This window comes from Kocuria nitroreducens (assembly GCF_042879195.1).
GTDB classification, from domain to species: Bacteria; Actinomycetota; Actinomycetes; order Actinomycetales; family Micrococcaceae; genus Kocuria; species Kocuria nitroreducens.
The window spans coordinates 37,693-50,788 of the sequence record NZ_JBHZTC010000016.1 but is presented as its reverse complement, the minus strand read 5'-3'; the positions used below and the strand labels follow the sequence as shown (position 1 = coordinate 50,788).

At 70.8% G+C, this 13,096-nt stretch carries 12 protein-coding genes; 5 read left to right on the top strand and 7 right to left on the bottom strand.

The window, feature by feature from the left end:
* Positions 1-40 precede the first annotated feature (40 nt).
* The 5 genes from ACFYE1_RS12130 to ACFYE1_RS12110 are packed head-to-tail and all read right to left on the bottom strand — an operon-like array spanning position 41 to position 4,843.
* Positions 41-793 carry an SDR family NAD(P)-dependent oxidoreductase gene (locus ACFYE1_RS12130; RefSeq protein ID WP_387743074.1) on the bottom strand — a complete coding sequence of 251 codons (753 nt, stop codon included), beginning with the start codon at positions 791-793 and terminating at the stop codon, positions 41-43.
* Positions 794-813: 20 nt separating this feature from the next.
* A complete protein-coding gene (locus ACFYE1_RS12125; RefSeq protein ID WP_387743072.1) occupies positions 814-1,593 on the bottom strand; it encodes an SDR family NAD(P)-dependent oxidoreductase in 780 nt (259 codons plus the stop codon).
* Positions 1,590-2,930, bottom strand: a complete 1,341-nt coding sequence (locus ACFYE1_RS12120; RefSeq protein WP_387743070.1) for an MFS transporter — start codon at positions 2,928-2,930, stop codon at positions 1,590-1,592. The genes ACFYE1_RS12125 and ACFYE1_RS12120 overlap by 4 nt, the downstream gene beginning before the upstream one ends.
* Before the next feature lie 27 nt (positions 2,931-2,957).
* The gene (locus tag ACFYE1_RS12115; protein ID WP_387743068.1) at positions 2,958-3,845 is read right to left on the bottom strand and encodes a polysaccharide deacetylase family protein; all 888 of its coding nucleotides are present in this window, start codon (positions 3,843-3,845) and stop codon (positions 2,958-2,960) included.
* A 29-nt stretch (positions 3,846-3,874) separates the two neighbouring features.
* A complete protein-coding gene (locus ACFYE1_RS12110) occupies positions 3,875-4,843 on the bottom strand; it encodes an asparaginase (RefSeq protein WP_387743066.1) in 969 nt (322 codons plus the stop codon).
* Between the two features lie 184 nt (positions 4,844-5,027).
* Between ACFYE1_RS12110 and ACFYE1_RS12105 the strand changes: the two genes are divergently transcribed.
* Together ACFYE1_RS12105 and ACFYE1_RS12100 are read left to right on the top strand one after the other, a co-directional pair.
* Complete coding sequence (locus tag ACFYE1_RS12105; RefSeq protein ID WP_387743065.1) at positions 5,028-6,029, top strand: LacI family DNA-binding transcriptional regulator; 1,002 nt, start codon at positions 5,028-5,030, stop codon at positions 6,027-6,029.
* Between the two features lie 195 nt (positions 6,030-6,224).
* Positions 6,225-7,544: an ATP-binding protein gene (locus ACFYE1_RS12100; protein WP_387743063.1), complete on the top strand. Its 1,320-nt coding sequence runs from the start codon at positions 6,225-6,227 to the stop codon at positions 7,542-7,544.
* Between the two features lie 533 nt (positions 7,545-8,077).
* Here ACFYE1_RS12100 and ACFYE1_RS12095 read toward each other — a convergent pair.
* Together ACFYE1_RS12095 and ACFYE1_RS12090 are read right to left on the bottom strand one after the other, a co-directional pair.
* Positions 8,078-9,436 carry a permease prefix domain 1-containing protein gene (locus ACFYE1_RS12095; RefSeq protein ID WP_387743062.1) on the bottom strand — a complete coding sequence of 453 codons (1,359 nt, stop codon included), beginning with the start codon at positions 9,434-9,436 and terminating at the stop codon, positions 8,078-8,080.
* Positions 9,427-9,789, bottom strand: a complete 363-nt coding sequence (locus ACFYE1_RS12090; RefSeq protein ID WP_387743060.1) for a PadR family transcriptional regulator — start codon at positions 9,787-9,789, stop codon at positions 9,427-9,429. The genes ACFYE1_RS12095 and ACFYE1_RS12090 overlap by 10 nt, the downstream gene beginning before the upstream one ends.
* Positions 9,790-9,959: 170 nt before the next feature.
* Here ACFYE1_RS12090 and ACFYE1_RS12085 point away from each other — a divergent pair, with 170 nt between their 5' ends.
* The 3 genes from ACFYE1_RS12085 to ACFYE1_RS12075 all read left to right on the top strand — a co-directional run bounded on the left by ACFYE1_RS12085 (position 9,960) and on the right by ACFYE1_RS12075 (position 13,062).
* The gene (locus tag ACFYE1_RS12085) at positions 9,960-10,532 is read left to right on the top strand and encodes a GIY-YIG nuclease family protein (RefSeq protein ID WP_387743058.1); all 573 of its coding nucleotides are present in this window, start codon (positions 9,960-9,962) and stop codon (positions 10,530-10,532) included.
* A gap of 348 nt (positions 10,533-10,880) precedes the next feature.
* Complete coding sequence (locus ACFYE1_RS12080) at positions 10,881-12,110, top strand: FG-GAP repeat domain-containing protein (RefSeq protein ID WP_387743056.1); 1,230 nt, start codon at positions 10,881-10,883, stop codon at positions 12,108-12,110.
* Positions 12,111-12,246: 136 nt separating this feature from the next.
* Entirely contained in the window at positions 12,247-13,062 is an 816-nt protein-coding gene (locus ACFYE1_RS12075; RefSeq protein WP_387743054.1) for a hypothetical protein, read from the top strand.
* Positions 13,063-13,096 lie beyond the last annotated feature (34 nt).

The following is a 13,096-nucleotide window of genomic DNA, read 5'->3' as shown; positions in this document are numbered from 1 at the left end:
GGCATCCTGCACACATCGTGACCGTCTCCTCCCGGGTGGGTTACGGCATCACGTCGCCGCTGTTGGGGCCCAGCGTCTGTCCGGTGTAGAGGTCACCGCCGGGTGAGGAGGCCAGCAGCAGCGCGGTGGGCGCCACCTCGTGGGCCTGACCGAAGCGGCCGATGGGCAGCTCTGCCTGCTTGGCGGCCTTCCAGTCCTCGGACAGTCCCTCGATCAGTGGCGTCACGATGGGTCCGGGCGCAATCGAGTTGACGAGGACGTTGTGCTCGGCGAGCTCCAGCGCCATGGCCTTCGTCATGCCGATCACCCCGGCCTTGGCCGCCACGTAGTGCGTCAGGCCGGTGCCGCCCTTGATGCCCAGCTGCGAGGCGATGTTGATGATCCGCCCGCCGCCGCGCTCCACCATGTGGGGCGCGGCCCAGCGCGCGGCCAGGAAGACGCCCTTGAGATCCACGGCCAGGACTTTGTCGAACGTCGCCTCGGTCATCTCCAGCAACGGCGTCTCGTCGAGGATGCCGGCGGCGCTGACGAGGATGTCGATCCCACCGAGCTCCTCGACGACCCGTCTCATCGCCTTCTGCACCGCCTCGCCGTCGGTGACGTCCACGGCGAGTGCCGTGGTGCGCCCGCCGAAGCTGCCGCTCTCCTCCGCGACGGCCGTCGCGTGCTGACTGTCGCGATCCAGCACGGCGATGTCCGCGCCCTCCCGGGCGAAGAGCACGGCGATCGCCGCTCCGATGCCGCTGCCGCCACCGGTGACGACGGCGACCTTTCCGGTCAGTAGCTGTTTCATGTCTGCCTTTCCTGGAGAGCTCAGCTCGGCCATCGGACGGTGAGCCCGCCGTCGACGATGAGCTGCTGCCCCGTGACGTAGGCCGAGTCGTCGCTGGTGAGGAAGCGGATGGTGCGTGCGGCCTCGTCGACGTTGCCGACTCTCCCCCACGGGATGATCGAGCCCGCGGCGTCGAGGCCCTCGCGACCCAGTGAGTTCACCGGGTCCAGGGACTGCGGGCTCTCGATCAGCCCCGGAATGACGGCGTTGACCCGGATCTTCCGGGGCGCGAGTTCGACGGCCAGCGAGCGGCACAGACCGATGAGCCCGGACTTCGCCGCGGCGTAGTGGCTGTGCTCCTCCCACCCGTAGACGCCACCGGCGATCGACGACGTCGCGACCATGGCTCCGCCGTGGGTCATCCGCGTGCTGCAGGAGCGGAAGACGCGCATCACCCCGGAGAGATCGACGGCCATCATGTCGTCCCACGCCTGGTCGGTCATGTCCGCGAGTGCGGCACGGCGCAGGATGCCAGCCGCAGCCACTGAGATGTCCAGCCGGTCGAACTTGTCGAGCGCGGTCTGCGCCAGCGTCTCGGTGTCCTCGAAGCTGCGCACGTCCATCGGGACGGCCGCACTGCGCCCGCCCGCGGCCTCCACGGCGCGGACGGTGTCCGTCGCATCGTGGGGGTCGGAGGGGAGGTAGCCGATGACGGTGTGGGCTCCGGCCCGGGCGTAGGCGACCGCCAGGGCCCTGCCGATCCCGCTGCCGCCGCCGGAGATGACGGCGACCTTTCCCTCGAGTCCGTCGTCGCGCATCATGCGATCACCGTCGTCTTCTTGCCGGCGTCGTCGATGGTCCGGGTGCCGGCCATGCACAGCGCCGAGACGAGCAGTCCGCCGGTGCCCGAGACGATCGCGGCCCACTGCATATCCACCTCGAGGAAGAGCAGGAGGCTGAGCACTCCGGAGCCCGCGATGCCGCCGAGCGGCGCCATGACGTGGGCGACGTTGGTGCCCATGCCGCGCACGTGGGCGGGGAAGGACTCGCCCATGTAGAACAGCAGGGCCGCGTAGGGACCGGTGAGGAAGAAGAGGGTGAGCGCGTACATGGGGAAGACGAACCAGGGCGTGCCCGGACCCAGCAGCATGGCCAGGCTGACGATGCCGCCCGCCAGCCAGCCCATGACGACGGTGCGCTTGCGCGTGATGCGGTCGCCCAGCCATCCGTGGAAGACGTAGCCGACGAAGCCCACGGCGTTGGCCAGCACGAGGACGATCAGCGCGTTCTCGAACGTCACGCCCTTGGCCTCCACCAGCACAGTGGTGCCCAGCACGGAGAAGACCTGGATGGCGAACCAGTTGAAGAACCATGCCAAAGCCAGGAGGGTGGTGTGCTTGCGCAGTTCCGGCGTGAAGACGTCCTTGAATCCGGTCTTGTGGTGGCTGCCCTCCTCGAGGTCGTGCTCGGCGGCCAGCCGGTGGGCGCCCTCGACGTCCCCGGCCGCCCGGCGCCGCTGCACCTCCTGGATGGCGGCGAAGGTCGGGGACTCGGGCAGACGCGAAGCCATCAGCGCGACGAGCAGGGCCAGCACCGCGGCGACGACGAAGCTCCACCGCCAACCGATGATCGGCAGGAGCAGGGCCGAGAGACCGGCCGAGACCAGTGCTCCCACGGGCCAGCCGCCCTGCACCAGGGAGTACATGAGGCCGCGGTTCTTGGCCTCCTTGTACATCTCATTGAGGTAGACCGCGTTGACGACCTCCTCGGACATCGAGAAGCCGGAGAAGGATCGGATGATGATCAAGCTCACGGCACCCGCAGCGAGGCCGGTGAACCCGGCGGCGGCCGCGCCGCCCAGCATGAGGACCACGAGCGCGTTCTTGCGGCCCATGCGGTCGATGATCGTGCCCACGGCGAGGGCCACGAGGAAGATGCCCACGTGGGCGATGGTGTTGACCGCGGTGGCCTCGGCCGTGGTCCACCCGAAGTCCTCCGCGATGACGGGCAGCAGCGTGCCGAACAGGGTGAAGTCGTAGACGGACACGACCCAGGCGATGAAGCAGACGATGGAGACCTTCCGCACCATCTGTGGCGTGACCTTGACGTTCCAGGGCTCGACGCCGGAGGGCGTCGGGTTCGAGCGCAGAGAGGACATGGCTGTGGATCCTTCGAACGTGCCGGCTCAGCCGGCGGTGCGGGGATTACGGTTCGCGAAATCGCGGGCGACGTCCTCCATGAAGGCGAACTCCACGCCGTCGTGGTCCTGGATGTGGTCGAAGAGCCGCTCGAGCATGAGCAGGTTCTGCGGCCGCCCGCAGACGTCGGGGTGGATGGTGAGCGGGAAGACGGCGTAGTCCATCTCCCGGTGGACCCAGTCGAACTGGTCCTTCCACAGCTGCTCGACGTCCCGCGGGGACACGAAACCGTGGCTGTTGGGGCTGGACTTGATGAACATCATCGGCGGGAGGTCGTCGAGGTACCACGAGGCGGGGATCTCGATGAGATCGGTCTCCTCGCCGCGCACCAGCGGCTTCATCCACTCCTTCGCCGAGGCGGCGTCGTAGTCGATCTTGGTCCAGCTGTCCCCGACCCGGACGTAGTACGGGGTGTGGTCGTCGTGCATGAGCGAGTGGTCGTAGAGGAAGCCGCGCTCGAGCAGGATCTCGTTGGTCACCCCGGAGAACTCCCACCAGGGCGCCACGTAGCCGACCGGCTTCTTGCCGGCGCGCCGTTCGATGAGGTCGGTGCAGTAGTCGAGGATCTCGGTCTCCTGCTCGCGGGTCATCGCGATGGGGTTCTCGTGGCTGTAGCCGTGGACGCCGATCTCGTGACCGGCGGCGACGACCGCGTCGAACTGCTCCGGGAACGTCTCGATGGAGTGGCCGGGCCAGAACCAGGTCACGGGCATCTCGCGGCGCTCGGCGAGCTGCAGGAGTCGCGGCACACCGACCTCACCCGCGAAGAGACCGCGGGAGATGTCCCCCGGGGAGTCCTCGCCGCCGTAGGACCCGAGCCAGCCCCCGACGGCGTCGACGTCGATCCCGACCGATACATAGATCTTCTTGGACATGCTGTCTCCTCTGGTGGCGGATGAGTGTTCTACAGGTGAGCGGTGAATGCCCCGGGGAACTCGGTGGTCGAGGTGCCCAGGGAGATCAGGAGGGCGGCGAGGACGCGCGCCTGGAGCGGGTTGAGGTCCTGGGACGGGACCGCGCCGGCCGCCACGAGGTCGGTGCCCCCGCCGTTGCCGTAGATGGGGACGACCGGTCCCCACGGAGCACGGGTGCTGAGCACCACGGCGCAACCGGTGCCGACCGCCCGGCGCACGGCTTCGGCGAAGCCGGGGCCGGCGTTGCCGACGCCTGATCCGGCGAGGACCACGGCCTGAGCACCGGAGTCCACGGCGAAGTCGAACAGTTCCGGGGTGGCGCCAGTGTGGGCCGTGATGATCTCGACCCGAGTGCTGTCGAAGGCCTCCGGCGGCAGCGGTAGGGCGGGGCGTCGGACCGGCTTGGCCGTCACGACCAACCGGGCCCCCGCCATGTGCGCGACCTCGGCGCCGCCCTGAAAGGGGCTGCTCGCGGTGGTGTGCGCCTTGCGGGCACCACGGGCGGACCGGACCGTCCCGTCGAAGGAGATCAGCACGCCGCTGCCCCGCAGTTCGGGAGACGCCGCGGCGAGCACCGCCTCCTCGACGTTGCGCGGACCGTCCGGGGCCGGGCTGTCGGCCGGTTGCTGGGCACCGGTGAGCACCACGCTCTTCGGGGAGCTGTGCACCAGGTCCAACAGGTACGCCGTCTCCTCCAGGGTGTCGGTCCCGTGGGTGACCACGACGCCGTCGTTGCCGCGGTCGGCCAGCGCGTCCCGGGCAGCCTCGGTGATCGCCCGCAGCTCTCCCAGGGTGAGCCGGTAGCTGCCCGTGGTGAGGACGTCCCGGGCCGAGACGGTGAGCTCGCCGTACTGATTCCGGGACAGGTCGGCCGCCGTGTCCGTGGCCACGGACCCCGTGGATCCGCCGCCGCGGGACGCAATGGTGCCCCCCGTGCCGAGCAGCTGGATGTGCGTCACACGCCGCCTCCTGTCCGTGGGGTCGTCCCGCTCCGGCGTGGAGCGGACCTCTATGCAAACGAATGCCGCAATCGATTGCGTAAGGTACTGGTACCGACCTTAGGGCGAATCTGAAGTGATGCGCAACACGTTTACCAAGGTTTAACGTCCATTACTGTGTGGGTACAGCGGCGAGGAGGTGGACATGGGCGCGCGGCCGGCGGTCACGCTGAAGGCCCTGGCGGGCGAGCTGGGACTCAATCCCTCCACGGTCTCCCGGGTGCTCAACGACCCCAAGGGCCTGGACTCCAAATGGGCGTCACAGGACACCACGGAGCGCATCTTCGCGCTCGCGGAGGAGCGTGGTTACCGCAAGAACCCCTACGCCGCCTCGCTGCGCACGGCCAAGTCGCACATGATCGGGGTCGTCGTGCCCCGCCTGCAGGACTACGTCCTGGCCACGATGTACGAGGGCATCGACGAGGCCGCCTCCGAGCACGGCTACTTTACCGTGGTCTCCAATTCCCTGGACAACCCCGCGGCCCACCGCGCCAAGGCGGAGAAGCTGCTGGACCGCCGCGCCGACGGGCTGATCTTCGGCGACGCCCTGGTCGAGGACCCCTTCCTGGACGAGCTCGCCGAGCGCGGAGTGGCCTTCACGCTGGTGAGCCGACGCTCCCCCGGACACCGGTCCGTGACCTGCGACGACTACGCCGGCGGGCGCATGGTCGCAGAGCACCTCGTCGCCTCCGGCCGGAGGACCTTCGGCCTCATTGCGGGCGATCCACGGACCTCGACCTCGATCGACCGTTGCGCAGGCTTCCTGGACTCGCTCACTGAGCACGGCTTGGGCGTGGATCCGGCCCAGGTGATCCCCGGCGGCTTCGACGCCCCGGCCGGCAGCTTGGCCGCCGCCAAGATCCTCGCCGCAGGCCCCCTGCCCGAAGCCGTCTTCGCGGTCAACGACTTCGCCGCGATCGGCGCACTGGGCGTATTCGCCCGGGAAGGGATCACGGTGCCGGCGGACATGGCCCTCGTCGGCTTCAACGACACGCCGCTGGCCGGCAGCGTGGGACTCACCACCGTGCGCTCCCCCATGCACAGCATCGGCCGGCAGGGCTTCGAGATGCTGATGGACGTCCTGAACGGCAAGGACGTCGAGAGCGTCCGGCTTCCCCCCGAACTCGTCACACGCACGAGCGCTTAGCCATCCAGCGCTCTCGATCGCAGTGCCCGGAGGATCTGCCGCTCCACCACGAAGGGCGTCGACAGCCGCCAGCAATGCTTCCAAGCTACTCTAAAAATTTTGGAGTAGATGCATGTCCTCCCATGCCGTCGATGCTGCCCTGAGCCTTCCGCCGGACCAGGTGGTCGCCGCGCTGTCCGCGCTTCCCGAGGACCAGTGGTTCGATCGGAATTCCGCCCGCATCAAGGCAAGGACCTCGCCATCACGCTGGTGGCGATGGGCAATGCGGAGGGCGGGACGATCGTCGTCGGACTGCACGACGGCCGAGTGGAGACCCCTGCACCCCGAGCCCTCGACGAGCTGCGCCAGGCACCGCTGGACTTCACCGCGCCGCCGGTGCGCACCTGGTTCTCCGAGGTCGCCCATCCGGACGGCACACTGCTCGTTGCCCGGGTGGACCCCGGCGGCTCGGTCCACGAGCACGTCAACGGCGAGTGCTATCTGCGGGTGGGCGACGAGTCCCGGAAGCTGACCTTCGCCCAGCGGCAGGAGCTGCACTACGACCGGGGTGAGAGCCATTTCGACGGCAGACCGCTTCCGGGACTGACGGTGCAGGACCTGGGCGCCGGGCAGGTGGAGGCCTTCCGCGAGGCCGCGGGTGCTCGTACGAGCGGAGAGCACGTGCTGCGGGCCCGCGGGCTCCTCGGGCGCCACGGGGAGGTCACCGTGGCCGCGTGGCTCCTGTTCGCGCGGAGTCCCCAGACCGAGCTGCCGCACGCCCACGTGCGAGTGCTCCGGTACACCGAGAACCAGCGGGGCAGCGGCACAGGTCTGACCCTCGACGACGAGGGCGACCGCCGCGTCGAGGGCTCCGTTCCCCGGATGATCCAGGAGGCCGCCGAGACCGTCGACCGGTGGGTGCCCAAGCGCCGTGCGCTGGGTCCGGACGGGAAGTTCACGGGGGTGCCCCTGGTCCCTCGGGACGCCTGGCTGGAGGGGCTGGTCAACGCGGTGGTCCACCGCTCCTACAGCATGGCCGGCGACCACATCCGGGTGGAGATCTTCCCGAACCGGATCGAGATCACCAGTCCGGGACGGTTCCCCGGGCTGGTGGACACGGCTCGCCCCCTGGACATCAGCCGCTACGCCCGCAATCCCCGCATCGCCCGCACCTGCGCCGACCTCCGCATCGGGCAGGAGCTCGGCGAGGGAATCCGCCGCATGTTCCACGAGATGTCCTCCCGAGGCCTGCAGCCCCCTGCGTACCGGCAGAGTTCCGGAGCGGTGCACCTCACGCTGTCCGCCCTGAAGATCATCGACGACGACGTCCTGACTGCCCTTCCCCGGGGCGCGGAGACCCTGCTGGGCGTGCTCCGCGAGGCCTGCCGCCCGCTGAGCACCGGAGAGGTCATGGACGTGGTGGGGAGCAGCCGGCCGACCGTGACCAAGCAGCTGGCGGCCCTGCGCGAACACGGGCTCGTGGAGTGGAGCGGGAAGTCGGCGCGGGACCCGCGTGCGACCTGGTCGCTCCCCTGACGCCCCGCGCGGCCCGGCCATCCGCGGCGCGACGTCTCCGGGCGGGGTGATGGCCTCTCCTGCGGTGGTCCCGTGACTGTCCGGCGTGGTGGAGGTCGGGACAGCCGACCGTCCAGGCTCTCGACGACGAGCTCCTGCCGGGCTGGTCCGACCCCGTCCCCCGGCACCGCCGGCGCGCCCACCGGATCACGTCCCGGCCGTGGGGTGCCCCCCGAACCGAGGCAGGGAGCCGAGGCCGGTCGGTACAACGGTGGACAGAATGCGAATCGATCAAGTACTAACCCAGTGTTAGTGTTGATGCATCACGCAGGTGGTCAGCCGGGGGGCTGAGCCGCCGCGTGAGGATCACGTCGGAGCGACCGGCCGGAAGGCCGCCCGCACGACGTAGATCATGACGCCGCCGTCCTGGTGGCAGCGGGCCTTGGACCGTCTGGTCAGTCGTCGGGGGGCGGCTCCCCTGCCACCGGGACGCGCAGGCCCCCGCCCGCCGCAACCGCTCGGGGACCCCACGGCCCGGCCGGAGAACCCGTCGATCACACGAAGGCGAAGACGAGCGGGAAGACCACCACCACGATCGCGGCCCACACGCCGTAGACCGGGAGGTAGCGCGTCTGCCAGCGCTCGAGCTCGGCGAACGGCCGCCGTCCCCGCAGGCACCCGGCGCTCAGCCAGGCCGCCCGCACCAGGTGCACCAGCAGCAGCAGGTTCAGCCCGAGCGCGGCGATCTTGTTGGGGCTGGAGCCGAACTCGGCGATCCGGGTCAGCATCGCGGTCAGCATCACCGCGTCCACCGCCAGCGCCGCGACGACGAGCACCAGCTGCAGTCCGTCGAAGAGACCGGGCGGCTCGAGCGGGTCCCGGGCGGAGATCGCGTAGAGCAGCAGCGCCAGGACGAGCACGAGGATCGCGTCCATCAGGATCAGCAGCCCCCGGTCGACGTCGACGAGCCCGCCGGCCGCCGTGAGCACGGCCAGCAGCGCCACCAGCATCACGATCGTCAGGGGCGTGAAGACGCGCGTGAGGACCGGGGCGATGTTCTCGACGACGTTCTGCTTGGCCTCGACCAGCCACGCGGCCACCACGAGCGCCCCGGGCACGGCGAACGGCAGGATCCAGTCCTCCAGCACCGGCTCCAGGTCGGTGCCGACGACCTGCAGGGCCCCGAAGGTGAGCCCCACCAGCACCGCCCCGCCCAGGGCCAGGAGCGTGTAGTAGATCACGAGCTCACCGGTGAAGCGGACGAAGTCCATGCGCCGGCCGTCGGAGCGCCACCTCCCGCCCACGTAGGCGATACCGGCCAGCAGCCACAGGACCACCGGGGCGTGCAGGACCGCGAGCAGCTCGGTGGACCCGCCGGAGACGAACGGATACCCGTTGAGCACGACCGCCAGCACCGCGAAGGGCACTAGCAGCCCCACCACCACGCGCGCGGTGAGCCGGCGCTTCCACGCGAAGTACGCGGCGAGGAAGGGCAGGACGAGCAGGCCGAGGTTGCGCGCCAGCACTGCCTCGTCGCCGAGCCAGGCGATGCCGGCCTTGACCGCCACCCCCGCCCCGACGGCGAGGGCCAGGACGACGCCCAGCTCCCGCCACGGCGGCGCGCCGGCGTCCTCGGCGTCCTCCGGGACGAGCACGAGCTGCCTCCACAGCCGCTCGGAGTGCTCGCGGGCGAACTCGTGCGAGACGGCGTCGAGATTGCCCATGCGCTTGATCGCGACGAGGAAGGCCTCGTCGTCGTCGAGCCCGGTGGCCCTCAGGTCGGAGACCTGTTCGCGCAGGTGGTCCTCGAGCTCGTCGACGTCGGCCGGGGAGATCGCCTGGCGGCGCTGGACCCAGCCGCGCCACCTCCCGATCTGGGCCTCCTGCTCCGCGCGCAGCTCCATCACGCCCACCGCTCGGTCGCGGCAGGGGGCTGCAGCGCGGCCTGCCACACCTGCCGCAGCGCGTCGGCCACGACGGCCCACTGCTCCTGCCGGTCGGCGAGCGCCGATCGGCCCGCCGGCGTGATCGCGTAGTGCTTGCGCCGGCGCCCGGCCTCGGACGTGCCCCACGAGGACGACACGTAGCCGAGCCGCTCGAGCCGGTGCAGCAGCGGGTAGAGCATGCCGTCGGTCCACTGCATGGAGCCGCCGGAGAGCTCGCTGACGCGCTTGAGGATCGCGTAGCCGTACAGGTCGCCGTCCGCCAGGATCCCCAGCACGAGGGGGGTGGCCGAGGCGGCGACCAGGTCCTTGTCGATGCGCACCGCGCCTCCTATACCTTGTGGTGCTATGCATTGAACCCTAGCAGTGCTAGGTATGGCAAGAGGGGCACCGCGGACGACGGCGCGGGCCGGGCGGACTGGGCACCGCCGCGTGCTGCGCCTACAGTCGAAGCAGAGTTGCAGTTGAGAACGACTGTGGAAGGTGGTGACCCGTGAGCACGCAGCCCGCAGAGCCTCGCCTGGCCGAGCTGCCGCTCAGCACGCCGCTGGAGGCCGAGGTCCACCACTCCCGCGGTGTCTACTCCTGGTGGCTGGACACCACCCGCTCCCCCACGCCGGAAGCGGCGGGGCTGCAGCTGCCCGCGGTGCGGAGGCTCCGCCACAGCTGGGGGACGGCCGAGCTGCTCTACGTGGGCCGCGCCCGGCGCGACCTCCACGGGCGGATCTCCGGCCAGCACCTGCGGCGCACCCGCTCCTCGGCGCTGCGGCGGACCCTGCTGGCCGTGCTCCTGCCCGGGGACCCGTCGTGGCGGGACGGCGCCACCCTGGACGGACGGAACCGGGTGGTCCTCGACGAGGCGCACGAGCAGCGGCTCACGGCATGGATGCAGGAGCACCTGCTCCTCGGCTGGGCGGGGTGCGGGACGAAGGACGACGTCGACGCCCTCGAGCAGCGGTGGGTCGCCGCGCACCAGCCGGTGCTCAACACCGAGAGCACCGCGCACGGCCAGGAGCTGACCGAGCTCAAGCGGGCCTACCGCGAGGGCCTGCCCGTCCGGTGCTGAACTCCCCCGGTCGAAGAACCCAGGGCAGCTCCTCGGAACAGGACGGGGCCTCGTCGGTCGTCGAGTGACTCGAGGCCCGCGGCGGTCCACCCGTGCATCACATCCTCGGCATACCTGTGGGCAGCTTCGAGCGGGGCCTGGAGCAGCCGCAGTTGCGGACGTAAACTGGGGTGGCCAGCCGCTGCCGACCGCCCGTGCGGCGCCCTTCCGGGTGGGATCTCGTTCCGATCGAGGCAGCGGGAGCTGGAGTTCGTCCGACGGCCGAGGGGGATCGGCCGGATCCTCCGGCCGGCACGTCCGCCCTGGTCCCCGGACGACGCTCCGTCTTCGGAAATGGGGGTACCCGAAGTGCAGCATCCACTGGTTTCCCGTGTCGTCACCGGCGCGTCGGTCGTGGCGCTGGCCGTCGCCGGGCTCAGCGGGGGCGGGGCGGCCCACGCGGCGTCCTCGCAACCGATGTTCTCCTACGCCCAGGGCTGGCGGGTCGACGAGCACGTGCGGCTGCTCGGGGACGTCGACGGCGATCTCCGGGCGGACATCGTCGGCTTCGGTGATCCGGGCGTCTTCGTCGCCTACGGCCGGCCCGACGGGACCTTCAGCGCACCGGTGCTCACGGTGCGCGACTTCGGCCGCCGGCAGGGCTGGCGGGTCGACCGGCATCCCCGTGACGTGGTCGACGTCGACGGCGACGGTCGCTCCGATCTCGTCGGCTTCGGCAACGCGGGCACCTACATCTCCTACGCCCAGGCCGACGGATCCTTCACCACCCCGGTCCTCACGGTCCGCGACTTCGGCTACGACCAGGGCTGGCGCGTGGACCGGCACCCGCGGGAGGTCGGTCCCGTCGTCAGGACCTCCCGGTCCGGGGACATCGTCGGCTTCGGTGACTCCGGCGTCCTCATGGCCCGCGGCCGGGCCGACCGGACCTTTACGCGCGCGACCACGGTCAGCGACAGCTACGGGCACGACCGCGGCTGGAGGGCCGAGAAGCACCCCCGGATGCTCACCGACCTGGTGGGCGGGGTCCAGGAGGCCGTCCTCGGCTTCGGCGACGCCGGCACCTACGTCTCCCACTGGTCGACGTCGGAACCCTTCTTCGACCCAGCCACGCTCACGGTGCCCGACTTCGGCTACCAGCAGGGGTGGCGCGTCGACCAGCACCCCCGGGAAGCGGGTGACGTCAACGGCGACCGGCACGCGGACGTCGTCGGCTTCGGCAGCGCAGGAGTCCACGTCTCCTACGCGCGCGCCGACCGGACCTTCGCGGCGCCCGCCCTGAAGGCGGACGACTTCGGTGCACGCCAGGGATGGCGTAGTGACCGGCACCTGCGCACCCTCGCGGACGTCGACGGGGACCGGGTCCAGGATCTCGTCGGCTTCGGCGATGCGGGGATGTACGTCGCCCACGGCCGGGCCGACAGCACCTTCGGGCCCGTGGTCCTCAAGGTCGCCGGCTACGGGTCCGACGACGGCTGGACCCAGGACCGCTATCCCCGTCTGCTCGGCGACGTGAACGGTGACGGGCGGGAGGACGTCGTCGGCTTCGGGCACTCGGCCACCTCCGTGACCCTCTCCTGATGCCCGGACCGCCCGGGCTCCGACCATCCACGGGGAGGCCACCGGAGCGGGCCCCGGGTGCCCGGCGCTCACGGAGAACTCGCATGGACGGAGACTACAATCGGTGCTCAGGAACCACGGTCTGCGGGGGCCCACCATGAAGAACACGGAGAGCAACAACGGCGCCATCATCTGGGTGGCAGTGATCGGCGCGGTGGTCTTCGTCGGCCTGTTCCGGTTCCTGCTCCTCGGCGGCGTGGCCCTCCTCGGCCTGGCCCTGCTCGGACTCCTGGTCTGGCTCAGCGCCGGCTTCATCACGAACCAGACCCGCACCGCCCGGGAGACTGCGTCCCCGGACGACGACGAGCAGCCGCTCCCCGCCCCGCGGTCCGGGCAGACGTCCGCTGACGAGGCCCGGGCGGCCGGGGCTTCCAACATGCGCACGGCCTGGATCTCGTGGCACCTCCGCTCCCTGCCCCCGCCGGAGGACAGCAGGGATCCCCGGCTACTCACGGGCACCCTGTCCGTGGTCCCCCAGGCGGACTGGGACGTGGAGCGGCTCCGCACGCACGGACGGGCGCTGTGGTCCCTGCGCAGCAGTGCCCGGCGGCACGAGCTGCTCGATCAGCTGGACGCCCGCCTGGACCGCGTGGTCGCCATGATCACCGACCTGACGGACACCGAGTTCGACACCGGCCTCGGCCAGGTCAACGACCAGTACCTGTACCACCCGGACCGGCAGGTCCGCACCGCCTACCTGGAGGGCGGCGCGCTGGGCGTGGAGCTCATCATGGACGCCGTCACCGCCGCCCGGGCCCAGGCCCGCGAGGACGCCGCCACGAAGGCCGCCGCCGAGGCCCTGGCGCAGCAGCGCAACGCCGCGCTCCGCGCCCTGCGGGAGACCCACCACCCCACCGAGGGCCGGGACGCCCACACCTCCTGGGACGAGCAGGCCCGGCGGATCGACGAGTGACGCGCCCGCGCAACCCCTCGGAACCCCGGGCTGC